Annotated in this window: 22 protein-coding genes; 5 read left to right on the forward strand and 17 right to left on the reverse strand. The window is 56.8% G+C overall.

Translation table 11 applies throughout. The features are described from left to right. The first annotated feature begins 1,101 nt into the window (after positions 1 to 1,101). A complete protein-coding gene (gene galE / locus ACOJB8_RS36295; protein WP_475016984.1) occupies positions 1,102 to 2,151 on the forward strand; it encodes a UDP-glucose 4-epimerase GalE in 1,050 nt (349 codons plus the stop codon). Positions 2,152 to 3,165: 1,014 nt separating this feature from the next. Next, positions 3,166 to 3,477, forward strand: a complete 312-nt coding sequence (locus tag ACOJB8_RS36300) for a hypothetical protein (RefSeq protein WP_475016986.1) — start codon at positions 3,166 to 3,168, stop codon at positions 3,475 to 3,477. Between the two features lie 545 nt (positions 3,478 to 4,022). Here the strand turns inward: ACOJB8_RS36300 and ACOJB8_RS36305 are convergent. Further along, positions 4,023 to 4,346, reverse strand: coding sequence for a hypothetical protein (locus tag ACOJB8_RS36305; RefSeq protein ID WP_475016988.1), 324 nt, complete (start codon positions 4,344 to 4,346; stop codon positions 4,023 to 4,025). 153 nt (positions 4,347 to 4,499) lie between these two features. Then, the gene (gene galU / locus ACOJB8_RS36310; RefSeq protein WP_475016990.1) at positions 4,500 to 5,426 is read right to left on the reverse strand and encodes a UTP--glucose-1-phosphate uridylyltransferase GalU; all 927 of its coding nucleotides are present in this window, start codon (positions 5,424 to 5,426) and stop codon (positions 4,500 to 4,502) included. 432 nt (positions 5,427 to 5,858) lie between these two features. On the opposite strand from galU, the gene ACOJB8_RS36315 reads away from it, so the two are divergent. The 3 genes from ACOJB8_RS36315 to ACOJB8_RS36325 all read left to right on the forward strand — a co-directional run bounded on the left by ACOJB8_RS36315 (position 5,859) and on the right by ACOJB8_RS36325 (position 9,242). Next, entirely contained in the window at positions 5,859 to 6,437 is a 579-nt protein-coding gene (locus tag ACOJB8_RS36315) for a phosphatase PAP2 family protein (protein ID WP_342949790.1), read from the forward strand. A gap of 357 nt (positions 6,438 to 6,794) precedes the next feature. Further along, positions 6,795 to 7,994 carry a hypothetical protein gene (locus ACOJB8_RS36320; protein ID WP_475016992.1) on the forward strand — a complete coding sequence of 400 codons (1,200 nt, stop codon included), beginning with the start codon at positions 6,795 to 6,797 and terminating at the stop codon, positions 7,992 to 7,994. Positions 7,995 to 8,111: 117 nt separating this feature from the next. Continuing rightward, positions 8,112 to 9,242: a sialidase family protein gene (locus ACOJB8_RS36325; RefSeq protein WP_475016994.1), complete on the forward strand. Its 1,131-nt coding sequence runs from the start codon at positions 8,112 to 8,114 to the stop codon at positions 9,240 to 9,242. An 858-nt stretch (positions 9,243 to 10,100) separates the two neighbouring features. Here the strand turns inward: ACOJB8_RS36325 and ACOJB8_RS36330 are convergent. The 15 genes from ACOJB8_RS36330 to ACOJB8_RS36400 all read right to left on the reverse strand — a co-directional run bounded on the left by ACOJB8_RS36330 (position 10,101) and on the right by ACOJB8_RS36400 (position 25,488). Beyond that, positions 10,101 to 11,237, reverse strand: coding sequence for an acyltransferase family protein (locus tag ACOJB8_RS36330; protein ID WP_475016996.1), 1,137 nt, complete (start codon positions 11,235 to 11,237; stop codon positions 10,101 to 10,103). A 79-nt stretch (positions 11,238 to 11,316) separates the two neighbouring features. Beyond that, positions 11,317 to 12,252: a KpsF/GutQ family sugar-phosphate isomerase gene (locus ACOJB8_RS36335; RefSeq protein ID WP_475016998.1), complete on the reverse strand. Its 936-nt coding sequence runs from the start codon at positions 12,250 to 12,252 to the stop codon at positions 11,317 to 11,319. After that, a complete protein-coding gene (gene kdsB / locus ACOJB8_RS36340; protein ID WP_475017000.1) occupies positions 12,230 to 13,024 on the reverse strand; it encodes a 3-deoxy-manno-octulosonate cytidylyltransferase in 795 nt (264 codons plus the stop codon). The genes ACOJB8_RS36335 and kdsB overlap by 23 nt, the downstream gene beginning before the upstream one ends. Continuing rightward, on the reverse strand, positions 13,008 to 13,559 hold the full coding sequence (locus ACOJB8_RS36345; RefSeq protein ID WP_368607004.1) for a KdsC family phosphatase: 552 nt from the start codon (positions 13,557 to 13,559) through the stop codon (positions 13,008 to 13,010). The genes kdsB and ACOJB8_RS36345 overlap by 17 nt, the downstream gene beginning before the upstream one ends. After that, entirely contained in the window at positions 13,556 to 14,401 is an 846-nt protein-coding gene (kdsA, locus tag ACOJB8_RS36350) for a 3-deoxy-8-phosphooctulonate synthase (protein ID WP_342949661.1), read from the reverse strand. Before kdsA ends, ACOJB8_RS36345 begins: the two co-directional genes overlap by 4 nt. Before the next feature lie 19 nt (positions 14,402 to 14,420). Continuing rightward, on the reverse strand, positions 14,421 to 15,557 hold the full coding sequence (locus tag ACOJB8_RS36355; protein ID WP_342922203.1) for a glycosyltransferase: 1,137 nt from the start codon (positions 15,555 to 15,557) through the stop codon (positions 14,421 to 14,423). Then, positions 15,554 to 16,540 (reverse strand): glycosyltransferase, encoded by a 987-nt coding sequence (locus ACOJB8_RS36360; RefSeq protein WP_342922202.1) that lies wholly within the window; start codon positions 16,538 to 16,540, stop codon positions 15,554 to 15,556. Before ACOJB8_RS36360 ends, ACOJB8_RS36355 begins: the two co-directional genes overlap by 4 nt. Beyond that, entirely contained in the window at positions 16,537 to 17,067 is a 531-nt protein-coding gene (locus tag ACOJB8_RS36365; protein WP_368607006.1) for a serine O-acetyltransferase, read from the reverse strand. The genes ACOJB8_RS36360 and ACOJB8_RS36365 overlap by 4 nt, the downstream gene beginning before the upstream one ends. A 1-nt stretch (position 17,068) precedes the next feature. Continuing rightward, the gene (locus ACOJB8_RS36370; RefSeq protein ID WP_368607007.1) at positions 17,069 to 18,268 is read right to left on the reverse strand and encodes a capsular polysaccharide export protein, LipB/KpsS family; all 1,200 of its coding nucleotides are present in this window, start codon (positions 18,266 to 18,268) and stop codon (positions 17,069 to 17,071) included. A gap of 27 nt (positions 18,269 to 18,295) precedes the next feature. Then, positions 18,296 to 19,528, reverse strand: a complete 1,233-nt coding sequence (locus tag ACOJB8_RS36375) for an oligosaccharide flippase family protein (RefSeq protein WP_368607008.1) — start codon at positions 19,526 to 19,528, stop codon at positions 18,296 to 18,298. Between the two features lie 76 nt (positions 19,529 to 19,604). Continuing rightward, positions 19,605 to 21,839 carry a polysaccharide biosynthesis tyrosine autokinase gene (locus ACOJB8_RS36380; protein WP_368607009.1) on the reverse strand — a complete coding sequence of 745 codons (2,235 nt, stop codon included), beginning with the start codon at positions 21,837 to 21,839 and terminating at the stop codon, positions 19,605 to 19,607. A gap of 43 nt (positions 21,840 to 21,882) precedes the next feature. Beyond that, positions 21,883 to 22,317 (reverse strand): low molecular weight protein-tyrosine-phosphatase, encoded by a 435-nt coding sequence (locus ACOJB8_RS36385; RefSeq protein ID WP_342922299.1) that lies wholly within the window; start codon positions 22,315 to 22,317, stop codon positions 21,883 to 21,885. Next, positions 22,314 to 23,498, reverse strand: coding sequence for a polysaccharide biosynthesis/export family protein (locus ACOJB8_RS36390; protein WP_406953936.1), 1,185 nt, complete (start codon positions 23,496 to 23,498; stop codon positions 22,314 to 22,316). Before ACOJB8_RS36390 ends, ACOJB8_RS36385 begins: the two co-directional genes overlap by 4 nt. Before the next feature lie 239 nt (positions 23,499 to 23,737). Continuing rightward, the gene (locus ACOJB8_RS36395) at positions 23,738 to 24,805 is read right to left on the reverse strand and encodes a sugar transferase (protein ID WP_368607010.1); all 1,068 of its coding nucleotides are present in this window, start codon (positions 24,803 to 24,805) and stop codon (positions 23,738 to 23,740) included. A 125-nt stretch (positions 24,806 to 24,930) separates the two neighbouring features. Next, on the reverse strand, positions 24,931 to 25,488 hold the full coding sequence (locus tag ACOJB8_RS36400) for a helix-turn-helix domain-containing protein (RefSeq protein ID WP_475017005.1): 558 nt from the start codon (positions 25,486 to 25,488) through the stop codon (positions 24,931 to 24,933). Between the last annotated feature and the right edge of the window lie 13 nt (positions 25,489 to 25,501).

The raw sequence follows: 25,501 nt of genomic DNA on the forward strand, positions 1-25,501 counted from the left end.
CACTTCAAGAGCGTGTCGAACCCGCCTGCTGCGATGCTACCTATGCGTGATATTCGCTAACTATTGTTCCTATTTCGCCAGCGGTTTCGAGGGGGCGGGGTTGGCTCCGCGAACATACTTCAGATTCTTCGCCACATGTCATCGGAACAGCGATCAGCGTGAAGGCGACTTCCTCGGCGGGACATAGTCAATGGAACGAAGTTCGCAGTTCCGTGCGACACAATTAGACCGCGGGCTCATCGTGCAGAGCTGGATATCTTCAGTTTTCCGGCCCGTTAATCGCACTTACATCTTCCGGCAAAGGGCATCGAAAGAAATGACACGCGATTCTCAAGCATTCACAGATGACGGATGCTCATCGCGCGTAAAGTAAATACGTGGTCAAACTCGGAGGACCTGACCAGTCGGCCAAAATCTGGCATGTGAACGCCATTGAAATCGAAAAGGCAAACCTGTCTGTTAAATTCCCAATCACGTTTGGCTCGCGCTGCCCAGAGCCTAATGTGGTCCACCGGGTCGGTTCCCCCCGAACTAGATCGAACCCGGACTCGCACCGCCAGGCTGCTAATGCCTGGCGGTTTTTTTCGCTCACCAATCGTTCTGACGGCATTGCTTCAATGACGAGATGTAGCTCTCTTCGCGCTGAACCTCGACACCGCGTGCTCGGTTCGAAGAACTTTCCGCTTGAACGTCTGATGGACGGTAACCAGCTAGCCGAGACCAATCGAGGATCGACGTTTGTACATCCGTAGCAGAGGGAGTCTCTTGCCGTTTGTCGTGTATTTGAGAACTCACTCGTGCCCCGCCTCTCAGGCCGACGAAAACGCCGAATCCGGCGGCTTGCTTTCACGCTTAACCGATCAAACCTCTTCCGATATGGTCACGTAGATCAAACTCGACAAAACATTCCACTTTACGGCAATCGCCCCGACTTACCTTGCAGCACGTGGTAGGTTAGAAGCCTGTCAATCTCTGCAAGTGAGTGGCCAGCTGGTTGCTTTTCAGCGGCTCCTTGCCACCGTACAGGCGCTGCGACGCAGATCCGTGAATCTGCCAGAACAGATCCGCGATCCCACCGGTATGAAGCTCTGAAAATATCTGATGACTCCAGCAAACTCCTTCTCGGCGACGAACACCAAAAGCACAATCCTCATCACTGGCGGCGCCGGCTACATCGGCTCACACACCTGCGTGGCGCTACTGGAGGCAGGCATCGACGTTGTTGTCGTAGATAATCTCGTCAATAGCCACCGGGCATCGCTCGCGCGCGTCCAGAAGATCACAGGAAAACAACTCACCTTCTACGAAGAGGATGTGCGCGACGCACGGGCGCTTACGCGCATCTTCGAGACACATAAAATCACTGGCGTGATCCACTTTGCGGCACTCAAAGCCGTCGGCGAATCTGTGGCCAAACCGATCGAGTACTATCGCAACAACCTGGAATGTCTGCTCACAGTCCTGGACGTGATGCGTAGATACGGCTGCAAGCAGTTCGTGTTCAGTTCTTCGGCGACGGTGTATGGCGCGCCGGAGCGCTCGCCCATCGACGAAACCTACCAGCTCACCGCAACCAACCCATACGGACAATCAAAGCTCATCGCCGAGCAGATCCTGCGTGACGTCGCGATCTCAGATCCGTCGTGGCGTATCGCGGTGTTGCGCTATTTCAATCCGGTGGGCGCGCACGAGAGCGGCCTGATTGGCGAAGACCCCGCCGGTATCCCGAACAACCTTATGCCGTTTGTCGCGCAGGTGGCGGTCGGCAAGCTGCCAAAACTGCGCGTGTTCGGTGGCGACTACCCGACGCCAGACGGTGCAGGAGTGCGGGACTACATCCACGTTGTGGATCTGGCAAACGGGCATCTAAAAGCGCTCGATGCGCTGGCTGCGCGTGACCAGGGTTTCATCGTGAACCTGGGCACCGGACGCGGCTACACTGTCCTCGAAGTCGTGAAGGCCTTCGAGCAGGCGTGCGAACGTACTGTGCCGTATGAAATCGTAGACCGCCGTCCCGGCGACATCGCCGAGTGTTATGCCAATCCCGCGAGGGCACAATCACTCATCGGTTGGAAGGCAGAATACGGCATCGAGCGCATGTGCATCGATCACTGGCGCTGGCAGGAGAAAAATCCGTACGGGTATGCATAGCATTTCAGTGCATGCGTTCACAGTTGCGTCACTGGGTACCACACGAATCAATCGGCTTGCGAAAGTCAATGCCGGCGGGAGTTGCATGTGTGCTCAGTGCGCCGCCCTCTCTCTCGCCTTCGCGTCGACCTCCCCTATGCCAGGTCCGCGAAACTGATCGGGAAACTCGCCCCACATGAACGACTCAGCGCTAGCGCGTTGCCCCGCCCCGGCGCCGTCGTCGCGAACCGTGGTACCACTCGTGATGATCAAGGTTGCGCATCAGTTCGTCGCGTCGCCGTTGGCGGCGCCGACGGGCTGTAACCCTGAATGTGGCAATGACCAGCACAAACGTGCCAGCAATCAAACTGGCCAGAAATGGGTGCACGTTAAAATCCTCCCGTTTGCTCAGTCAGCGTCCCCTTCTGTCATCCGGTCGTTCAATAAATACTCTCGATCTCCTTCAATCTAACCGCACGGAATCCACCTTAACAGGCACCGTCGAATCCACATCACACTTGGTCGATCACCGACATGAGAGACCAGAACCGCGAAGTTGCCGTCGCGTTCCCATTAATAGCTCACGAACAAAACATCGAACCGTTCGCTCGACTTTGAGGCACACCAATCTTCACCGCAAAACGTTGATGTAATCGACTTCGTCGGCAACGAGATCGATACCCATGCGAAATGTCGCAATGAATCAACAACCATATCGATCATTTATAAAACAGTAAATTCTAACACTATCGCTCTATATGAATAACGATCAATATGATTCACTTGTCGATAGTATCCGTAATCTGGAGAAAGAAGTCCATCAACTGCTAGTTCAGAATGCGGCGCTTGAGCTTAGACTCCATATACACATACATGCACTTTCCGAGATCGTGAAGATAGTTACCAACCGCACAAATCGGAGCGCCTCTGCCAAAACGTTTCGGCGCTCCGCGGAGGCGATCTTCGCGTCCTCCCCGGGATAGCGATTCGTCCGAGGCGTACTGGAGAGCCGCCCAGTCCGAGCTGGACACGCTTATGTCAGAATTCGATCAGCTCAACTGCACAAAGGCACTTGACGAAGGTGAACATCCATCTTCAAAGCGTGACACACACTCGATCGACGAAGAATCCCGTGGAATTCTGCTGTGTACAATAATGGCGGCCGTCAAATGCCTCTTTGCGCAAAATCCAGAGCCTGAAGAGCTAAACGACTCTTGGAGCGCGCATATTGCTGCACTGGAAACGGTTGTTAGACACGCACCCAATCTGTCTGCATCTTCGATCAAATGGGCGAAAAGCCTCCTGAACGAATCCTCCGTCATTGATGCACCGACGCTACTACACTAGGTGCTTCTACCGCTCGATACTGATAGTATGATCGAGACGCCCCTCAATTGCAGAGCGATCTCGTCAATACCACTGGTTCGGATCGCCGATTTGACCTCTCCGAATATCGACCTCCATGAATTGCGCGACCGATCAAGTCCGGTCGGAGCGCTCACCGAACCCCGATCTATCGTAATTGCCATCGCTTTGTCAGGAAGCGCGCGCGATTCTTCGCCTCCGCAATCCAGGCCGGATCCCCGTCTCTCCCGACCACGTCGCTCCTGTCCTTGGGTCAGGGACTTCGCCGGTGGCTTACTTTTCGACATCCTGCTCGTGGACACACTATGAGGTCCAAGGATGTCGCGGCGCCAGGAACACCCACATTCATTGACCTTCGCGCCGATGTCAGCGAGAACGACTTCAGATTTAGCGCGCCGCGCTTCCGCTCGCGGTTCCCTTCAAGCACAGATTGAGCCTTCAAACAATCGAAAGTTGCCACCCCTGCCCGTTGCTACAAGGACCTCTCGCGTATCCGCGCCAGATGTGAGCCTCCTACTCACGTTGTCTCACGACAGCTCTGCCTGCCCAGGGGCGGCTCGAACGTCAGAACGTGGATTCTTGCCGCGTAGGGGGTAAGTTTTCCTCACTGCGCGCAGCGTCAACCCATGAAGGCTTTCTACCGCGTCCAGACCACACGCGACCGTCTTTGGGTCACGAATTTTCGCAATCAACTGGCGGGATCTACGTCGGACATCATCGACTGTAAGCTGATGTAACTCCAACTTTCTCCGAATTTCCTGAATCACAATCTCTCGCTCACGCTTGAATGCATCCGCGATCTTGAGATCAAGCATTGCAAGCTGTTCAAGTAATTCTTTATAGCTAGGCATTTATCGAAGACTGATTCAGGATGGGAAAAAAGCCTGCCATGTCCAGACCATGGCAGGCGAAACCAGGACAGCGGGAGACTATCCCAGGGTACCGATTCAAAGCTGAATGCACTCGAACAAGCAGTTAGCCGATAGCATCGGCCGCTGACGTCCTCAGACAGCGTCAACGCTCTCGCGCGCATCCAACGTTTCATTTTCGCGCTGCTCAACGCGTCGCAATTGCAGGTTAAGGTACTCAGCAAACTCAGAGCCTACCTCGCTGTGCTTGAGCGCGAACTCAACCGTGGCCTTCAGATAGCCGAGCTTGCTACCACAATCGTACCGCTTCCCCCGGTACTTGTAGGCGAGGACCTGTTCGTCGCTGAGCAAGGACTCAATTGCATCTGTGAGTTGCAGTTCGCCGCCGGCACCTGGCTTCAGTGCGCGCAAATGCTTGAAGATCCGCGGCTTGAGTATGTAGCGACCGACAACACCGAGGTTCGATGGGGCCGCTTCGGGCGCGGGCTTTTCGACAATCGCTGAGAGTTTGACGATATTCTCCTCCCACGCCTTTCCGTCGACAACTCCGTATGACCGCGTGTCTGCTCGCGGGATCTCCTCCACTCCGAGCACTGAACTGTGGTAGTGGTTGAACAGATCCACCATCTGCGAGGTCACGGGCGGCTCACCATGAAGCAGGTCGTCTGCGAGAATAACCGCGAACGGGTTATCGCCCACGAGTTTCTCAGCGCACAATACAGCATGGCCGAGCCCGAGCGCTTCCGGTTGGCGAACGTAAAAGCAATCGACATGGCTGGGCTTGATACCACGGACCAGTTCCAGCAGTTGCTTCTTGCCACGCGCTTCCAGTTCTACCTCAATCTCGTACGATTTGTCGAAATGGTCTTCAATCGCCCGTTTGCTACGCCCGGTCACGAAAATCATTTCAGTGATGCCCGCTGCAATAGCTTCTTCCACTGCATACTGGATCAACGGCTTGTCCACAACAGGCAGCATTTCCTTCGGGCTTGCCTTCGTAGCAGGGAGGAAGCGTGTACCGAGACCAGCTACCGGAAAAATGGCCTTCGTGACCTTAAGCATACGAACTCCATGATGAATGCGCTGATATCGGGTGAAAGCATAACGTCGTCCTTTAGCCAGGTGGTACAAGTGGCCGAATACGTTCCGATTTTGACGGATAGGGATGACCTAATCTGTAGGCCTGAGTGTTTGAGTCGCCAAAAATCGCTCAAAGCAAACGTCGGAGACACAACATGGGTGGGAATTCCGTGCGCTCCCAACACCTTCGGCTCACTTTCGTAAACACCTGAACGCCGTGCGACAGCTAAAGGGATCACACGAGGGATCACACGTTCCACCTCAGCTCCGACCGACCCGGCTTCCGAACTCGTTTATGTGAGGGTCGACGGCGAATCGCCTCTCCCATCGATTCGATGGCTCGATACGTTGCGAACTGGGAGCAAGCCAACATCGCCTGATATAGTGGACACCTTTCTTCTTTCGGAATACAACATGTGGTCCGCTATCAGTAATCTGGGCGACGCAGCGTTGACGATCCCGCTTGCCATTGTCTGCTTCGTGTGGCTAGCGCGTTCACCGACCGGCACGCGCGTTGCCATATCATGGGCTGCGCTCCTTTCGGTAGCGATGTTGCTCGTTGGGGTGACAAAGATCTTGTACGCCGGATGCGGAATACAGATTCGCTCGCTGGATTTCCGCATGATCAGCGGACACACCATGCTGGCTTCTGCAATTTGGCCGATGTCATGGCTGATTGTCCTGAACGACGGCTCGCGCATCAAACCTGGCGCTGCCATCTGGCCAGGCATCGTGTTCGCGACGGCTATCGGGATTTCGCGCGTTTTCGATGAGGCTCATACAGTTTCAGAAGTGGTCTCCGGATGGACGCTTGGCATGCTCGTGACAATACTTCTGATTCGATGGAGCGGCGCTCCTATCGTTCCGCCACGCCTGCGTCCGATTGCTGCCGCCTCGCTGTTTGCCGTCTCGGCAGTCGCGTACGGACATCACGCACCAATCCAGGGGGCGATCGACATGTATTCACCGTGGCTTTGCGAACACTGGGCGTAGTCGGTCGAGTGACACTTGTCCCCGCGCGATGAACCTTCCCTCGATGGAGGAGGGTGAATACTGGACCGGATGCGTGGCGTCTCTGTCACCTCAAAAAAGCTACAAAATCCCCTCGGCAGCTTGCCAACTGCCAGTCGTTAGCCGACATAAGCTTGACTGGATCGGACGAGGGCAGCGCGACGCGCCAGCGTCCATTTATCCTCTGCGGGCGCCCACGGAACAAGTCTCCTGAAGCCACCAGGAGACCGATCCATGGACTGCGATTGAAACGTCGGCGCCAGACGGATTGGCGACCTGCGTGGCGCGTCTGAACGTTAATTGCTATGCAAGGTACAGCTTCCGATCCGAAATGCCCTTATGTCGACCTTTCTGTTCACCGCAAGTGTATTCTTTTTCTCCCTGAACGCATTCAGCGTCCGAGCAACCTTCGCAGCGTATTTCTTCGCGTGCGCCCTGTTATTCCTCCGGACGCCCACCCTTCTTGAGAAAGGAGCCAACGCCCGCGGGATGCTGACATACTGGCTCGGGTGTATCACGATATCGTTTATTTTTTCTGCATTCGGCGATTTCTATCTCAACTTTTTCATCAAATTTGTACTGATTCAGACTTACATTGTGCTGCTTTACTGGATGTTCAGTAGCGGCGTCCTTTCGCTCAAGTCGATCGAGTCAGCATGCACGACGCTGATCTATATTCATGGTGCATTTTTCCTTTTCCAGCTCGTGTACTATCTGGCCACCGGCGTGTTCGTGGACTTTGATAGCTATATTCGCGAGTCCGACGCCGACGCCCTCTATGCAACGAAAGCACTGAGTGACAGTCTGATCTCCATCCGCGCGCTTGGCCTCTACTCTGAACCGTCCTTCTACGCAATGACGGTGATTCCGTGTGGCGTTCTTTTACTTCTGGTGAAACGTCGGATTACGCTCGCCTCGGTCATAGCATTCGGCACCGCGCTGATCAGTTTCTCGGTAGCGTCGATGGTAGTCTGTGCAGTGCTTGGATTCGTTCATGTGATGTTCGAACGCGGGAACCTGCGTCTCAAGCTGTTTGTCATTTTGGCCGCGTTACTGTGCGCGCCCGCCATGTACAACGTCTACGACCAACGTGTTAACCAGTCGGTCGACTATGACGCCGTGGGCAGCCGGACGCTAATTCTGACCGAACTCCAGGATCGTGATCTCACTGCGGGTGCCTTCGGAAGCGGTCTATTCTGGGACGACCGGAATAACGTCGGCAAAACACACATGCGTGGATATCAGGCACGAGACAGTTCCTTCTACGTCTACGTTCTATTCAGTGTAGGCGTTGTCGGGTCCGCTTTGTTCTTTGGTACGATTGGGGTGATGTTCCGCAATCGCAACAAGTGGCGGTATCTCGCTTACCTGTTGCCAATCATGCTCTTCAAGTATCACGTGCTCTATGGGATGCTTTGGATGACGCTGCTGCTCTTCGTCGTCCTGGCTGAGCAAAGCACCGCGCCTTCGACCCCGAACCGGCGCCTCTCGACCCAGCGCCCTGGCACTCGTGCCATTGCGGCGAATTCCAGTATCTAAATGTCAATCATGCCAGTGACGCCCACTCGAGCTATGAGCACGCGTAAATCGAGCCTGCCAGATCGGAGTCGCCAGGCAGGCAGGCACCTTGCTCGCCTCAGTTGCAGGCATTCGCTCATGCTCGTCAGTGTCCTTTGCGCGTGCGGGGTGGCCGCCTCCGCAAAAGGGCCAACGAATGTCGGTCCCCCTGGTCGAGTAGTCGCCCATAGTGCTGCATTCACGCACGTATTCCTTGGATCCCCGGCATTGGCGGTTCTACCCGATGGCACCTATATCGCTTCCTACGACACGTTTGGGCCGGGTTCGACGGAAGATTACGTGACCGTCATGGCGTCGCGCGACAAAGGTCAGAACTGGACCAAAGAGAGCACGGTCTCCGGCCAGTACTGGTCATCGCTGTTCGTCCTGGACAATGCGTTATATTTGATGGGAACTGATCGGGCAATGGGCACACCCACCATTCGCAGATCCGTGGACCGCGGCGTTACATGGACTGATGCAACCGACGCGTCTACGGGACGATTCAATCTGCCGGGGCGTTACATCACGGGTGCAGTTCCTGTCGTGGTGAGCGAGGGTCGCGTCTGGCGCGCCTACGACGTGGTCGAAGGCGGAGATTTGCGCTCACTCGTCATGTCCGCCCCGCAACACTCGAACCTCCTGGATACGCAGAACTGGACCGTATCAAAACATCAAGCCTCTAACCCTGCATGGCTGCGTGGAAAGTTCATTTCGTGGGAAGAAGGCAGTGTAGTGCTTCTCAAGAACGGACCGCCAGGAATCCTGCTCCGCGTCAATACCCGGAACGGGGTTGAGAAAGCAGCGATCGTCCACGTCGGGTCCGATGAGAGGACGCTGAGTTTCGACCCAACGCGCGACTTCGTCGACATGCCTGGTGGAGGCAAGAAGTTCACCGTTCGGTTTGACCCAACTTCACAACGGTACTGGTCTTTGACAAACGCAGTACTCGCGAACGACGGACATGAAAGCCTCGAACGCGTTCGCAATACCCTTGCATTGATTTCGTCCCCCGACCTGCACAACTGGTCTGTTTCCTCTGTCGTCATGCGGCATCCTGACGTGAAGCGACACGGCTTTCAATACGTGGATTGGGAATTTAGCGGTGACGATATCATTGCGGTGATACGCACGTCCTTCGACGATCCCGAAGGCGGTGCGCAAAGTCAACATAATTCCAACTACATCATGTTTGCGAGGTTCCCCGGTTTTCGCCGTGACGCGCATTAACTGCAATTCTCTGTCGCTATAAACGCGGACGACGCCAGTTGTCGCACTTAAGCGCCGCGCCTTGCCGCCCCAGATCAACGCTATCACCTACGATTTTGAAGCCCACGGCCGGCGCTTCCGGTCGTCGCTGACTGGACCACACCTCGATATCAGATGGTCTTCCGCCGCGGTTCGCACCGGAGTCTCACAGAAGGCGGCCTGCTGCGGACGTCCTGCCGGCGATCGCAGGGCGCACCGTCTTCTGCCATGCGGGCGAAAAAGCACCAATCTTCACCAGGTGATACCGCTTTCTGCGCCGCAGAGGCATGTGCGACATGAACCACATAGACCTCGTGCGTGCCGATGACTCCCATTTCGGCGCAAGCCTGGCTAGCGCCGTACCGCCGCTGCAGCGCATGCCATCTAACCTGCACGTTATCCCTGCCGAAGGGCGCTCCGGAATTCACATCACAGAACGCCTTCCCTCAAGCCTTGTCGCCTGCCCCATCACTTAGGGACTGGCGCCACGTGCGCCGCTCACGAAGAATGTGAACTGCTGCGTCTCTGGAACATCGTCGATATTACGCACCGCATCCGCCCCATCGGAACGGAAAGCCGCCAGTCGCCTGCTGAAGCACCCTTAGAGGGTCACTGCCACCCGGTGGATCTGCATCGAGCTCGCTTGCCGTCGAAAACAATGACCCGAACTTCGGGAACCGCTACGGGACAGGGGGCCGGGGTTCGCGCCCACCTCAATCGCCTCCTGACAATCGGTTGCTTACTTCCCCTGCTGGTGATCCGACCGTTTTGACTGGTCGCGGATTGCCTCGTCAGATCTTTCATCCAGTGCAGTGCAAACTGGCTGCCGCCCTGCAGCCTTCACCTCAGCGCGAACCCGCGAGACAGAACCTGCTTCAATCTCGCCTTGTTCTCGACCAGAGTCGACGTGACGCGTGCGATGCAGACCACCAAAGCGAACGTCCCGATCCCAATCAGAATCCGGCTTGTCGGTGACCCTCTAAGCACCGCTTGGGTCACGCCAAACACAAAAAGCAGGATTGGAAAATGAATGATATAAAGCGTGTAAGAAAATTCTGCACTCTTCGAAAGGAGCTCGTTTGATGGCGATCGCCGATCCAGGACCAACGCTATCACGCAAGTAAATAGTAAGCCTATGAAGAAGTTGAAAGCTACGATGTAGTGCCAGTTTGCTCCCGCCTGCCCTCCAACTGCGTTAAAGCTCTGAACAAAGCAGCCTGCGAACTCGATCGACGCCCCACCGAAAAGGACTACGCCGGCACAAACGAGCCATCGTAGTTTTCGCGATTTCGTGCCGGAATTGTGGTGCACGCAAAGCAGGAATCCGGCAGCCCAAACTGCACCATACGCAACGAACTTCATGTCCCGAAAGCCAAGCAGGGTAATGAACGCAAGCACCACCGGCCAATATCCGGGCACCCGCCTGAAGGCCACCGCCGCACCTGCGATCGCATACAGCCACACCTCAAACGACAAGCTCCATAGCGGTCCGTTCACACGTGGCGTATGCGTGACAAAACCGTTCAGAAACAAGGCTGCTCCCAATAGTTCTTCCGGGACGATCTGAAAGCCATCGGCAACGAGGTATCTTTCCGGCGAGAAATGGCTTGACCCGGAACTGAATACCGCCGGACTCAGAAGGCTTAGGGCCAGTATCAGGAGGAGCGAAAGCACCAGAGGCGGAACGATACGCCAGGCACGGGCAGCGGCATAGTCGAGAACGCGATAATCGCCCTCGGATATCCTGGATGTTATTGACTTGCAGATCAGGAATCCGCTCAATACAAAGAACAACATGACAGAGGCCTGGCCGAGGATGAGCGAATACGCGTGAATACCGGACCAGTACGGTGCGACAAACACCTGCTCGATATGCGTTGCCACCACCATGAGTGCTGCCAGACCACGGCACGAGTGGATAAATCCGGAGTTCTCTTCCGATAGCCGGGAGAAGCCACTCAATGACAAACCGCTCATATATCCTCCGACAAATGAATCATGTCTCGCGTGGCGTTCCCGTCTGAAAAGGGGAACGCCACGCGCTCGCGCCTCTCTCTCACTTCTTGAACACCCCGACGACATCGGCTCCATCGAACACAAGCAGCGCGTTGATCTTCTTCTGCTCCATCACCAGCAGCGCATCCTCAACCCGCGTCTCTGGAGAGACCATTGCTGGCTCAACAGACATCATGTTCACCGCAGTGGTTCGCAAAACCTCGTTGCCGTGCCGCTCGATGGCACGACGCACGTCTCCGTCGGTCACGACGCCCCAGCCGGTATCGAGCCGCACAATCGCGAGCCCAAGACGTCCACGTGTCATAGCTTGCAGTACGTCGATCGCCGGTGTGCCGTGGCTGACGAAAGGCAGATCCCTATGGGTCATCTCGTCACTTACTGTGCGGAGCAACCGCCGACCGAGCGATCCACCCGGATGAAAACGCGCAAAGTTTTCCGGTTGAAACCCCCGGACTCTCATCAGTGTGATCGCCAACGCGTCGCCCATGGCGAGCGTTGCAGTTGTCGATGCCGTGGGGGCCAGCTGGAAAGGGCAGGCCTCTGCATCTACGCCGATGTCAAGGTGAATGTGTGCCGCGCTCGCAAGCGTTGACGCTCGATTACCGGTCAGTGCAATCAGCCGGTTTCCATTGTTTTGCAAGAATGGAATCAGCTTGATCACCTCGTCAGTTTCGCCCGAGTTCGAGATCGCAAAGAACGTATCTGCCGGCACGACCATTCCCAGATCGCCGTGATAGGCCTCTCCTGGGTGCATGTAGAAGCTTGGTGTGCCGGTGCTGGCGAATGTCGCCGCTATCTTCCGACCGATGATCCCCGATTTGCCCATCCCACAAACCACCACGCGCCCGCTGGATGCCAGGATGGTCTCGACCGCGACCGAGAAGCCTTCGTCAAGTCGACCTGCCAGTGCTGAAAGCGCACGCGCCTCGATGTCCAGCACTTCACGGGCGGACTCAATATAGTTCAATTGATTCATGACCTTGCCGTTTCAACATAGTAAGAATTCGCTCAACGTCTTCGGGCGTATCTACGCCGTGAGGCGGCATCGCAGGCCAATGCATGACGTGAATCTGCAGTCCCAGCCACAATGCACGTAGCTGCTCCAGCTTTTCGAGCGATTCGAGTTCACACGGCTCATTAGTCGCCAGCCGTTGCAGCGCGGCATTCTGATACCCGTATATTCCGACGTGACGCCGGAAGACGCCCTCCACGGCCGCGGGCCGACCGTCCCGGCAAAGCGGAATCGGTGCCCGGGAAAAATACAGAGCGCGCCCCTCCCTGTCGACGACCAGCTTCACAACATTCGGGTCATCAATTTGGATAGCGTCCTTGACAGGGCAAGCGACCGTCGCCACCTCAAAGCGGGGAACGCGTTCACAGAACACAGCAAACTCCTGCAGCAGAGCGACTGGCACCAGCGGCTCATCACCCTGCACATTGATGACGATGTCGTCCGGTCGCCATCCGGAGGCCCTGGCAACTTCCGCTACGCGGTCGGTACCAGACTGATGTCCGGAGTCAGTCATCGCAAACGCAATCTGTCGTCTCCTCAACTCGTCAGCGATGCGCTCATCATCAACCGCTACCACAACCTCAGTTTCCGGAAGAGCACGACGAACCCGCGAGTACACGCGCACGATCATCGGCTCACCGCCCAGATCGATAAGAGGTTTTCCCGGCAAACGCGTAGACCCGAAGCGCGAGGGGATCACGATCCGCAGGGCTCGGCGTTCACTGGGTGACATCATGACGACTCCAGAGTTGAAAGAGCGGCCGATACGCGTCCTCCAGCGACAGCCCTCCACACGTAAGAATATGATCGGCCACCTCGCGAGCGACTCCTTCACCGCCCGCACGTGACGTCACGTGGCTGACACGCGAGCGAACCAGTGCATGCGCGTCTGCAGGCGCATACGACACACCCACGCGCTCGATCACGCAGAGATCATTCACATCGTCTCCGACATACGCAGTCTGCATGTCGTCGACGCGGAGTTGCTGCTTGATCGATTCGAATCCTGTACGCTTGTCGTGACACCCGGTGACCACAGCGTCCACACGCAGTTGCGTCACGCGCCAGGTGAGCGCCTCGCTGTGCTTACCAGACAGGATCGCGGAACGGATCCCATGCGCACGCAACAACGCGACCGCGACCCCGTCGTGTGCGTGAAAGCTCTTTACGCGTTCGCCGTCAGCGCTTACATGGAGACGACCGTCAGTCAGGACACCATCGACGTCGAACACGACGACTGATATTCCACCGGAGTAGACGACGGCACTCATCGGATGTCGAGCGGCTCAAACCGCTTTACAAGATCATCGATGGCCTTCACCTGTGCAAGAAACGGCTCGAGCAGGTTCAATGGCAACGCGCTCGGCCCGTCACAGCGCGCACGATCGGGATCAGGATGGGCTTCGAGGAACAGGCCGGCAATGCCAAGTGCGATGCCGGCGCGCGCCAGGTCGAGAACCTGGCTGCGCCGCCCGCCAGACGCCTCGCCGTGCGGATCGCGGCATTGGAGGCTATGGGTAACATCGAATATTACCGGGCAGTCTCCCGACACCTCCCGCATCTGGCGAAAGCCCAGCATGTCCACGACCAGATTGTCATAGCCAAACGCCACGCCACGTTCACACAGCATGACTTTGTCGTTACCAGCCTCGCGGCACTTCTCCACCACGTGCTTGACCTGAGCGGGGCTCATGAACTGCGGCTTCTTCACGTTGATGACGCGCCCAGTTTTTGCGATCGAGACCACGAGATCGGTCTGACGAGCGAGAAACGCCGGTACCTGAAGCACATCAACGACGTCAGCAACCGCTTCAGCCTGCGCCACTTCGTGTACGTCGGTTATGACTTGCACCCCGAAGCGGTCTTTGACGATCGCCAGAATGGAAAGTCCTTCTTCCATTCCGACGCCGCGGTATGAGTGGATTGACGAACGGTTTGCCTTGTCGAAAGAAGCCTTGAAGACGAGGGGAACGCCAAGCTTCCTGGTGACATCGACGAAAACTTCGCAAGCTTCAAGTGTGAACTCAAGACTCTCCAGAACATTCAGGCCGCCAAATAACACAAACGGCAACTGATTTCCGACTTCAACGTTGGCGCTGATCGATACGCTCATTTACGTTTCCCCCGAGGAATTACGATGTGTGCTGCCGCAAAATTGTGCGGTCGACGTTGTGGTGCCTTGATCGCTGCCGGCGCTTCAACTCGTCCTCATATACGGGCGCGAGCTGTTGAAAGAATCGCTTCTCCGTGAACCGGTCTTTTGCCTCGATGCGCGCGCGCGACGCGAGGCCCGCACGGAACTCCGGATCATCAATAACCCGTCCAAGCAATTCCGCTCCTTCCGCGGCGCTCGAGAAAATGGCACCCGTTTCGAGATGCCGAACGACATCGACATTCCCTGCGCAATCAGACACAATCGCGGCGCTTCCCGCCATCATTGCCTCGACGACTGAAACCGGCATACCTTCCCATGACGAGGTCGACAGATACGCATCGGCACGTTCAAGCCACGACCGTACGTCACGGCGGGAGAGCCACCCCGTTATGATCACCCCGGCAGCACGTAGCTCCTGCTTCAGGGCGTCGTCCCCGTCCCCAATCCACACGAAGCGGGCGTGAGGACGGTCAAGCCGCCGGGCAATCTCCGCGAACAGGCCCGGATTCTTCTGGGGCCGCACGCCGCCGACCGTCACGACACAAAAACCAACGCTATCTTTCTGCTCTTCGTTCTCACCTGGTTTCGCCGCATGCGCCTTTACCGCATTCTCGACAAGCCTCACGGGCTGCCGCAACCAACGACGCACAACTTGCTGCTCGCTCTCCGAACAAGCGACGTATACGCAACGTCGCAGTGCGGCGACGCGCTCGAGACCCACAAATAGCAACCGCTTCGGAGTTGAGATGTCGCGCCGCATGAACGAGATGCAGTGAGGACTATAGAAGAACGCCGTCCGACGCAGTGCGAGGAGTGTGGAGATACGCCCAAGAAATCCGGCAAAGGACGAATGCAGATGCACGATGTCCGGATTCAGGCCGATCAACTTCGAGCGCAGCGCCGGGACAGAGCGCATAAGCGAGACATCCTTCATCTGCACATGGTGCAATCTGACATTCCTGGCGAACAAGCCAGGTAACGCTGCGGGGGTATCGGGACGGATTGAATAAATCACATCGACCTTGTGGCCCTCGCGCGCAAGCCCGTTCGCGATCAAACAAACCATCGACAATGTGCCGGTTGCAGTCGACTCCAGAATATGTACGATCCTCATCGCGTTTGCCCTCCCTCGTTGACCCTCTCCCGTTGATGCGTCATCAGGGGCGCTTGTCCTGTAGCCGCGCCGATGCGTTCAAGCACCCCAGAGCGCTCAATAACCCGACTCCATTCGAGCGATACGATTTTTCTCGGGTCGTTCCGCTGCAGAGCTATCGGAGCGCCTGAAAACAGTTCATCGAATATCCGCGGTCCGGTTACATGGCACCGAATATCGAGTTCGCGCGCAGCGAGCACATTCGACGGAGCGTCGTTGCAGATGATTGATTTTCCGAGCGCGGCGTACTCGAGAAGCTTCGTCGGCGTCTGGAAACAATGCGGCCGGTGATAGGGGAAATAGCAGATCGCGTGGTCGGAGCGTCGGACGATACGCAGTGCATCCTGCTGCGGCACGCGACCCGTGAACACGATCCCCGGGACGGCCCGAAACTCATCAAGAATCGATGGCTCCGGTCGCCCGACCAGAATCAATGCTTCAGATGGATCGCGACGAGCGTCGCGGAATGCCCCCAGCACCTTATGAAATCCGCGTTCGCGGCTCATTTCGCCTATGTAGCAAAACTTTCCAGCCGGCATTGATGTCGCATCGTCGTCGGTGACATCAAAGATCCAGTCCGGAACACCCATAGGGAGCAGCAAGGATGGAACACCGTCGCTGAAGCCCATAGCATCCCGCATCCGCACATTCTGAAAAATGCGGAGATTCGGCCTGGCGTTCAGTGCGCGTTTGATCCAGTCTTTGACGAACGCCATCCGGCCGACAGAAAGAGACCGATAGTCGTGAACCACAAATTTAGCGGGCGGCAGCGCACGATAGAGCCCCATGATGCACCAAAGGACTGCTCGACGATCCTCCGCTACGCGATTGAGCGCGCCCAGATCCCCGTGCTCGACTGGGATGCCTCGTTGCGTCAGGCAATCGCTATATGCCTCGATCTCGGGATAGTTCGCTTTACCTGGATGAAGGATAAATACGCTCACTGGATGCAATCCCCCGTATTGAGTATCCGCGCCGGCACGCCAACGGCGACAGCGCGCGCCGGCACGTCAGTAAGCACCACTGCCCCTGCACCTATGCGCGCATGATCCCCAACCAACACATCTCCAACCACGACACTGTGGGCGCCGAACTCCACGTGGTCGCCAATCTTCGGCACGCCGCTAATCGAGCCATCGCGCTGGATAGTGTTTCCGAGTGTGACGCCGTGGCGCAGCGTGCAGTATTCACCGATGACGACGTATCCGTTGATCACCATTCCAGTTCCGTGAAACAAGGCGAGCCCTTTTCCAATCCTCGTTTTAACTGGTATCTCGATTCCCATTAGCCAATCGCAAATGAAGATGTACAGAACGATGAGGGGAGCCCCGCATATGAGCGTCACGATACTTCTGCAGGCGAGATAATTGACAATCCGGAAGAAGATCATCACAAATCGCGTCTTGAAATACGGATTCCTTTCGTAGTCCAATACGACTGCATCAAGTGTTTTTCTGAGCGTAACTGTCATTTCAATGCTCAATAGAAAATACCTTGCGGGCGGCCTCCGGAGAAATCCCGCCCGAAGAGAAGTAGTCAACTCCGTCGATCAGGAACGAATGTATGTATTTTAGCAGCCGCGTCCGGTCGAAGTTCTTGTAGAAGCATTGCCCCAGTGAAATCACGCGCTTTCCGTACAGCAATCCCTCGAGTCCTACCGTCGAGTTGATCGTCACGACTGCCTGCGCATGCTTGATAAGATCAGTCGTCGGCGACGACACCAGAGTAAACTGACACCTATCCCGCATAGCCTCTATTGCACTGATCGCAGACTCGTCATTTTCGGCCGGATGAAGTTTTACCAGCAATGCAGCATCCTGCGTAACGGCGAACTCCAACGCATGCCGGATCGCCCCCAGGTTATCGATCTCTGAGTGCAGCTTGATCTGTGTATCGCCCGATACCTGAAGAGGCAGAAACACGTAGCGCTGCGTCGACAGCTCGGAGGCGACGTAGTTCTTGATGTCAACTGGTCTCCGACCGCCATTTCGTGCACGTACGGTTGCAAGACGCTTACGCCCAACACCCGAGCTCGCGAACTTCAGAACGTAATTCACTCCCGAGACGACCTTTCGCTTCAGCGAAGTTCGAGCCTGGGGCAACGGCCTAGACTTGGCGCTTTCGTAATGCATCAGCCAACGCCGGTGCGTCTCCTCGTCCGGCAACGAGAGCCGATCAATCACAGCCGGATCCCGACAGATGCTGGAAAGTGCATTGACACCCGACGAATCCACGAAGAGCTTGCCGGGGAGATTGGATATCTCAAGGAACCTCTGTGGAACCCCATGTACCAGGCACGCGTGAGAAACAGCCCTGCAGACCAGTTGCTGACCGTTCCACATAAAACACTGGGTCACGCTAAACCGTGTCAGGAGCGACGACACACGACGCACCACCGCGCAGGATTCTACGCGTGCGCGTTCCCGGCTCACCTGCCCGTTTAGCACCTCAATCGAGCGATCGTAAGGATATTCTGTGCAGGATTCGTCCACTTCCAGTGTGGGGTTTCTGACCTTGCGTAGGTAGTATGAACGGTACCCCGCACACTTCAGGCGAAGATGCGCAACTGGCTCACTCGTCAGGAACAGGAAGTCATACTCACCTCTAACGGCATGCACGAGCCTCGCGGCGAAGTAGTATCTCTCGAGAGAGTCAACGACTATCAGAATCATCGGTAAATCTCCGTTTCCCTTTCTCGATTAGGCAGCGGGGCTCAACCGCACCAGATTCGCGTTGAGCACGCGATACGTAATTCCTATTCCGCCTGCCATTAGTGCTGCACCTGCAAGCGAAAATGTGAATACGCTTGCTTCTGCTGACAGGTCGAACCATCTCGCAATACATAGAGCAGTCAACAGGGAGATGCCAGACAGGAGCTGAAACATGAAGTCGGTCCGCTGCGCACGGGTCGCGAGGAAGATCTGGGAAAGCGGGACGTAGACGAGTTGCAGCGCGAATAGCGGTACGAGGCTATTGAAAAATCGAACGGCACCGTACCACTTCGATCCAAAGACCCATGTCACGACCGGGTCGAATAGCACAAGGCCGCCAATTGCGTAGAGGGCTGCTATTCCAACCAGCGAGCGCGCGTAGATGCGGTAGACGTTAAGCAACGCACTTCGTGCATCTTCGCGAGCGATCGCACCGATAGCATCACGCCTAAAGACCCCTCCGATACTCTGGCCAATCAGCGAGACGGGGAAGAAGCCCAGCCGGTACGCGAGGGCGAAATACCCAGCAACGTGCGCGCCATACCAATGCGGTATCACAATTGCCAACGCGTAAGTCAACACGGACGCACAGATCGTCGACGGCAGGATGTACGCAGCAAATCGCCTGTTGTCCGCAAAGAATCCGGGCGACAGCTTGAAAGCGTATCCGCTTCGGCTGCCGATCACTGCGATCCCCGCTACCATCACAATCGCGACGCTGGCCGTCGAAACCATGTACGCGTCAAAGAGACCAACCTTTGCACAAGCCGTACAGACTTGACCGAGTAGCAGGTACGCGAGAAAGCCGCAATTTGTGACCACCCTCGAGACTGTGATCCAGCCGTACCACCGCATGCTGTTCAGGAATGCGCCAGCGGCGATCTGCGCGAACGCGGCGAATGCGTAGCCCACGAGCGCATAGTATTCTGCGCGCCCAGCGACAGCGACGACCCCTGCGAGCAGCGTTGCCAATACAAGCGCAAGACCCATTACGTTGACAAGTGCGCCAAAGGACTCGCGCGGACTGTCGCTGACGCACGCGAGCTCGTACCTTAGCCCTAGCAGCGTCCCGCCGAACGTCGCAAGTGCAAGCTGGTAGTTGAACTCCCCCAGAGCGCCAGGGCCGTCCCAGCGGCCAATCAGGAAGATGCATGCGAACAATGCCGCTTGCCCGGACACGACACCCAGGAGCGATATGAGCGAGTCCCTCGGGTTGACCATTAAATTACCTCCGGGGTGAGAACCGGCAAAGTCGACGCGACAGGCCGGACTCGATGCGCGTTGAGGCGTGCACGCGTCACTCTTCCGCAGCCGTACCGTACTGGTACGCCACATAACGATAGCCGCCATACTTGTAGCCATACTGGCCGAGACGGGGGTTGACGCCGTTGAATATCACGCCACTGACCTTGACGCCGTTCTGCGAGAAGCGCTTGGTCGACTCCGCGATCTCCCCGAGACGCGTCAGCCCCGCGCGTGCCACAACAAAGGTGATACCAGCGAAACCGCCGAGAATACCCGCTTCAGGCGCCGCCAGAATCGGTGCAGTATCCATGATCACGATGTCATACTGCTTCGACAGATCGTCGAGCACAGTCGACAACCGGCGCTTAAGTAGCAGTTCCGCCGGGTTCTTCGGAATCGTCCCGGTTGTAATGAAATCAAGCCCGTCTACGACATTACGGTGGACAACATCGTCGAGCCCCGCTTGACCGGCGATCAGATCGGTCAACCCACCGGCACGCGCAACGCCGAAGTAATCGTGCACGCGACCGCGTCGAATGTCGCCGTCAATAAGCAGGACGCGCTTGCCACCGCTCGCAATGACCGCCGCGAGATTTGTCGAAATAAAGGTCTTCCCTACACCTGGCGTTGGGCCTGCAATCAGCACGATATTGTTCTTCGCCTCGAGCATTGCAAACTGCACTGCGGTTCTCAGGCTGCGCACGCACTCGACAGCGGGTTCACCAGGAAAGTCAACTGACAACAGTGTCGCCTTGCCCCGCCTCTGCATTCTCTTTCCGTCGCCAGGATCGTTCTGGTGCTCGCTATACGGCAACGTCGCGTACACACTGAGGCCGAGACGGCGCTCTATCTCGTTATGGTCGGTGATTCCGTGAAACAACATCGAACGGGCGATCGCCGTTCCGCATCCCACGAGTAGTCCCAACAGGAGCGATGCGATTACGACGAGTGGCTTTTTCGGCTTGACAGGGAGCTCCGGAATCGCAGCGACGTCAACGAGGCGGACATTGCCGACCTTGCCTGCCTGCACAAGTTGCAGTTGCTGGACATTGTTCAGCAATGCCGTGTAAAGGTCCGTATTGACCTTTACGTCGAGCATGAGCCGGACAAAATCCTGCTGAAGATCGGGAAGTCGACGCATCTCCTGCTCAGTCGAGCTCGCATATCCGTCGAGCGCTGCGATCTCCCTGTTGATGGCAATCACGCTCGGATGGGTCGCGGTATAGTGCGTCAAAAGTTCAGCGCGCTTTTGCTCGAGCTCCAGCAAACGAGTCTTCGCATCCGAAGACTGCGCGAGCGCGACTTTGGCTTCCTCGGTGAGGTCAACCGTACCGCGCTCATTCCGGAATTTGGTCAGCCTCGCCTCAGAATCAGCAAGCTGCTGCTTCAAGGCAGGAAGTTGACCCGTCAGGAAGTCAAGTGACTGCGCGGCCTCGGCAGACTTCCGCTCGATATTCTGGCGGATGTACTGGTGGCCGATCTCGTTCATCGTGGAACTCACCCACAACGGATCGGTATCCTGGATCGTCGCGACGACGACATCCGACTGCTTGACCTTCTCCTGCACATCCAGCCGGTCCTGGATATCGTCAATGGTCCGTTCCCTCGAATTTCGGACCAGCACGAATACCGCGCCGGCGTTCGCATCAATGAAATTGACGTGAAGCACGATGGGGCCGCGCGGCGTCGTGATGACTTCCTTGCGGCCGATCTGGCCGATGAAGTCCTGGTCGAGGTCACTTCCGCTCAGGGAGTACCGGTTTGCGTCGAGGACGGTCAACTTGAACCTGTCCTGCTCGTATTTCCGGGGGACGTCGAACTGCGATACTGCGATGCGCTCTCCTCCCCAGGCAAAGCCTCCAATGCCAGCGATGCCAGGCTGCGAAAGACCGTCATAGTGTCGTGAGATAAAGCTCCCGATCACAGGGAAGCGCTTCGGTTGGGCATCGATATAGAGCTTCAAGGCATCGACCGTTCGCGAAACTACAAGGCGCGAAGCGACGATCTGGGTTTCTGCCGCAGCTGAGGATTTCACGTCGAAGAGCGATGAGATGTCACCGAGCAAACTCTTCGCCGCGGAAGTATCGGGACTGTCCTCGACCTGGACCATGATGCTCGCTTCAAACACTGGCTTTGCGAGAAGCGCATACGCGACACCGGCCACCAGGAAGCACGCGGTTATTGTCGCGATGAGCCATCGGTTCTCAAGCAGGGTATCGAGCACCACAAAAAGGTCTCGATCACCATCGTCTGCGGTCTGCGGCGTTGGCACAGGAGTATTAGTCATGTCTTTTTAACGTACGACGGGGTTGCCCCCCGGATATCTCGGATCACAGCGCACTAAAGCGAGCCGTCCACTCAGTCAGGCAGACTGAAATCAGTTCGGCGCAACGCTCGAATTCCGATTTCGGTCGGCGGTATGGATCTTCGACATCAATGTCCAAAAACTCACCGAGGCGAAACACCCTGCCCCGTGTAAAGGAGAACTGGCTTTCGATCTGACGTTTTTGCGCTCCATCCATTGCAAGAATTACGTCGGCCGAGGAACACAGGGAGCGCGCAATCTGCGTCGCACGATGACCAGTGATATCGTGGCCACGTTCGCGCATCACATCACACGCGTATTGCGCAGCGGGCATCCCGACGAGTGCGTTCAGCCCTGCTGAGGCTACCTGTTGCCCCTTGAGAAGCGAACCAAGCATTGCGGCAGCCATCGGGCTACGACAGAGATTCCCTTCACAAACAACCAGGATTGAGTTCATTATTTCGTGACGATCGCGGCGGTCAGACCAGCGTTGATGGCTGGCAACAGGAGGCTCAACACGCGGCTAAAGCGCACCAGGCCATTGCCATCGACATACACAACGTCCTTCGGATGCAGCTCAAACTGATTGGCGAGAATCATGGCGACCGGAGACGCGGCGTCCAGATGGAAAATTTCCGGTTGCTTTTTTACTCCACCACGAATCACATAAACCTGTGCCGCATCCGCAGTGTTTGAATTGATACTGCCGGCCTGAAGGATTGCCTCGCTGAGCGTCAACCGCCCGTCGCGCATAGGCAAAGCCGTAACAGGCTTGTTCACCTCCCCCATGACATATACGCCGCTGTCTTCGCGCGGTAGCACACGGAGCAGGTCCCCATCCTGAAGAAGGATGCGCGAGGGGTTCTGCCCCCGAACCGCCATTTCCGTCAGGTTTATGCGCTCCGATACGCCGTTGCGCACCAGGACGACGCGACTCTGATCAGCGGTTGACTCGAACCCACCTGCGCGGCTGACAGCATCGTAGAACGTCATGGGAATATCGTTCAGCGGCTGTGAGCCGGGCGTATGTACTTCGCCTTCGATATAGATTTGCTTCGCACGGTAGGACGCGACCCGCACACTGACCTGTGGGTCCTGGAAGCTCTTGCTGAGCCGCTGCGTCAACAGCACCTGTATCTGCTCCGGCTGCAAACCGGCAACGCGTACTCTGCCCGCATAAGGGAACTGCAACGTCCCGTCCTGGTCAACGACGAAGCCCGGCGGCGCGTCGGCCGCGCGCGTTGTCGCCTGCGGTTGCGCGCCGGCCGCGACCGCGAGTTCAGGGTGATCCCAAACCGTTATCTGTAGTACATCGCCTCGACCGATTGTGTACGGGCGCGGGACCACCGAGACGGCCGAGGTGCCGTCCGGGGAAGTCGCCTGCGCGTCCCTCAACTTCTGGATCAACGCAATGTCGATATTCGTAACGGGTACACCCAGGGCCGCCGTCTGCTCATTCTTTCCGTCAGGTCCGATCTGACTGGCAGCTGCAAGCGTCGCCGGCTGCTCCATGCGCATACCCGGCGAAAGTGAGCACGCGGACAGCGCGGCCGCCACCGACAAAACCATTAGTGTCAAACCGCTCCGCCCCCGGCGGAGCTTATCAGGGGAATAGCACGCCCCTTGCGACACACTTCGCATTCGTCTTTCGTACACTCGTCCACTCGTATCTGTTGTGTTGAAGTTGTGTTGAAGTTCTGGCATGCTCGCGATCCGATAATGCGAATACGGCGAGCGGACCAGAGATCAGACTTGTAATGCACCTGCCCCGCCCCCCGACGAAAGCGCGACGCCTCTGAGCGAAGAAACGCACCACTCCCGCTAGCTTCCGCCGGTTGGCACGGAACCAGGATCGGACCAACGGTGGTCAGCTGTTGACATCAGTACGCCCCCGAACCACGCAGTACGACGCTGAATGTTCTGGCGAGAATCGATACATCGCGCCATATCGACCAGTTCTTGACGTAGGCAACGTCTAGTGCCACGCGCGTCGCATAATCGGTGTCATTGCGCCCGCTGACCTGCCAAAGTCCGGTCATTCCGGGGCTGGACATCAGGTAGTAGCCAACATCGGCCCCATAGCGGGTGAGTTCGGCTTCGACGATTGGTCGCGGACCCACCAGGCTCATCTCGCCCTTCAGGACATTCACCAGCTGTGGCAACTCGTCGAGACTGGTCTTGCGGAGAAAGTGGCCGATTGACGTGATTCGAATGTCATTTTTGAGCTTGAATTCTCTGTCCCATTCGGCACGGGCATCGGCGTCCCGCGCGAGAAGTTCTTTAAGGACCAGGTCCGCGTTCGGAATCATCGAGCGGAACTTCAGGCACTTAAAGCGTCGTCCGTTTCTGCCAACCCGCACATGACCGAATATTGCACTTCCCCCGTCACGCCTGACCAACCACGCGAGTCCGAGCAGCGCGGGGGAAAGCAGAATCAGCAGTGCCGCGGCACCAAGGATGTCCACACCACGCTTTATCACCCGGTTTACGACCGCCCCAACCGTGCCCTGTCTCTTATGAGCAGGATCCCTACCATCTGCCACAGCGGGGCGGCGGCGTGCGACGCGCTCGATCTTTCCATAGATCGCGAGCGTAAGCGCGCGGAAAATGAGAAGCCCGATGCCGCTCGTAACCGTCCAGTATGCAAACCACAGACTCGACAGGATTTGCGCCTTGTGCAAGACATACAGCAACAACGTTGTCGCTCCCTGAACAACGATCCACGCGAGAACCGTTCGGCTGAACAGGTTGAGCGGCGAATATCTCGAGCCAGAGTCGTAGATGCCGCAAGCTGGAAATACGGATAACGCCAGCGCCGCAGCGAACGCAACAAGCGAGCCATCAAATACGTGGTGTTCAGGTCCTTCCAGCGTACCGTTGAAAAGCGGGACAACTGATCCGAGAACGATCAATCCGACATCTACGGCTCTTCTGAATATCGAGTTCATAATTTCGGTATCCTAATCTAACGCAAGCGAGCGCTAGCGATCCGTAGATCACCAGATCAATTCATACACGACATGGAAGGAGGTACATCACATGATTGCTGCGTCAGGTGTGGCACCCCACCTGGTCACACTTCAGACTTAAGTTGTACGTGGGTCGTTTCTACCGCACCTGCTTGCGTTGGGCAGTTGAACAAGCCGCCTGTTGTGCTGCGCACCCCAGCGCGATATTCAGTCGGAGTGGTCGCAAGGTGACGGCGAAACAGGTTCGCCATGCAATTTCGCCCGACAAATCCCGCCTGACGCGCAATTTTCTCTATTGACAGGTCCGTTTGTGCGAGCAGCGAGCGCGCCCTCTCAAGACGAGCACGTCGCAAGAATTCCCGTGGAGACACCCCTAATGTTTGCTTGAAACGCCTCAGGAAGGTCCGCTCACTCTTGGCCGCGCGCTGTGCCGCTTCCGCTGTTGACACTCGATTTCCACAGGCCAATTCGAGATTTCTAGCGGATACCCGCATCAGTCCTTCAATTCGTGCCTCCCGCTGTGCCTTTCTCGCTGGACGATTTCGATAATTCAAAAAGATGTCGGTTGTGGTCGCTCGCATCGCATTGCTTCCATCGCCGCCTGATACAGACATCAGTGCGGAGTCTTTGATAGCCGCCACGCTGCTCACCCGCGTACTCATATGGATCCCCTGT

This window comes from Paraburkholderia sp. BR10141, from assembly GCF_056155635.1.

Excerpts from the sequence above, each read along its gene's own strand:
- galE (WP_475016984.1), top strand. The coding sequence starts at position 1,102 with ATGACTCCAGCAAACTCCTTCTCGGCGACGAACACCAAAAGCACAATC.
- ACOJB8_RS36300 (WP_475016986.1), top strand. The coding sequence starts at position 3,166 with ATGTCAGAATTCGATCAGCTCAACTGCACAAAGGCACTTGACGAAGGT.
- ACOJB8_RS36305 (WP_475016988.1), bottom strand. The coding sequence starts at position 4,346 with ATGCCTAGCTATAAAGAATTACTTGAACAGCTTGCAATGCTTGATCTC.
- galU (WP_475016990.1), bottom strand. The coding sequence starts at position 5,426 with ATGCTTAAGGTCACGAAGGCCATTTTTCCGGTAGCTGGTCTCGGTACA.
- ACOJB8_RS36315 (WP_342949790.1), top strand. The coding sequence starts at position 5,859 with ATGTGGTCCGCTATCAGTAATCTGGGCGACGCAGCGTTGACGATCCCG.
- ACOJB8_RS36320 (WP_475016992.1), top strand. The coding sequence starts at position 6,795 with ATGTCGACCTTTCTGTTCACCGCAAGTGTATTCTTTTTCTCCCTGAAC.
- ACOJB8_RS36325 (WP_475016994.1), top strand. The coding sequence starts at position 8,112 with ATGCTCGTCAGTGTCCTTTGCGCGTGCGGGGTGGCCGCCTCCGCAAAA.
- ACOJB8_RS36330 (WP_475016996.1), bottom strand. The coding sequence starts at position 11,237 with ATGAGCGGTTTGTCATTGAGTGGCTTCTCCCGGCTATCGGAAGAGAAC.
- ACOJB8_RS36335 (WP_475016998.1), bottom strand. The coding sequence starts at position 12,252 with ATGAATCAATTGAACTATATTGAGTCCGCCCGTGAAGTGCTGGACATC.
- kdsB (WP_475017000.1), bottom strand. The coding sequence starts at position 13,024 with ATGATGTCACCCAGTGAACGCCGAGCCCTGCGGATCGTGATCCCCTCG.
- ACOJB8_RS36345 (WP_368607004.1), bottom strand. The coding sequence starts at position 13,559 with ATGAGTGCCGTCGTCTACTCCGGTGGAATATCAGTCGTCGTGTTCGAC.
- kdsA (WP_342949661.1), bottom strand. The coding sequence starts at position 14,401 with ATGAGCGTATCGATCAGCGCCAACGTTGAAGTCGGAAATCAGTTGCCG.
- ACOJB8_RS36355 (WP_342922203.1), bottom strand. The coding sequence starts at position 15,557 with ATGAGGATCGTACATATTCTGGAGTCGACTGCAACCGGCACATTGTCG.
- ACOJB8_RS36365 (WP_368607006.1), bottom strand. The coding sequence starts at position 17,067 with ATGACAGTTACGCTCAGAAAAACACTTGATGCAGTCGTATTGGACTAC.
- ACOJB8_RS36370 (WP_368607007.1), bottom strand. The coding sequence starts at position 18,268 with ATGATTCTGATAGTCGTTGACTCTCTCGAGAGATACTACTTCGCCGCG.
- ACOJB8_RS36375 (WP_368607008.1), bottom strand. The coding sequence starts at position 19,528 with ATGGTCAACCCGAGGGACTCGCTCATATCGCTCCTGGGTGTCGTGTCC.
- ACOJB8_RS36380 (WP_368607009.1), bottom strand. The coding sequence starts at position 21,839 with ATGACTAATACTCCTGTGCCAACGCCGCAGACCGCAGACGATGGTGAT.
- ACOJB8_RS36390 (WP_406953936.1), bottom strand. The coding sequence starts at position 23,498 with ATGCGAAGTGTGTCGCAAGGGGCGTGCTATTCCCCTGATAAGCTCCGC.
- ACOJB8_RS36395 (WP_368607010.1), bottom strand. The coding sequence starts at position 24,805 with ATGAACTCGATATTCAGAAGAGCCGTAGATGTCGGATTGATCGTTCTC.
- ACOJB8_RS36400 (WP_475017005.1), bottom strand. The coding sequence starts at position 25,488 with ATGAGTACGCGGGTGAGCAGCGTGGCGGCTATCAAAGACTCCGCACTG.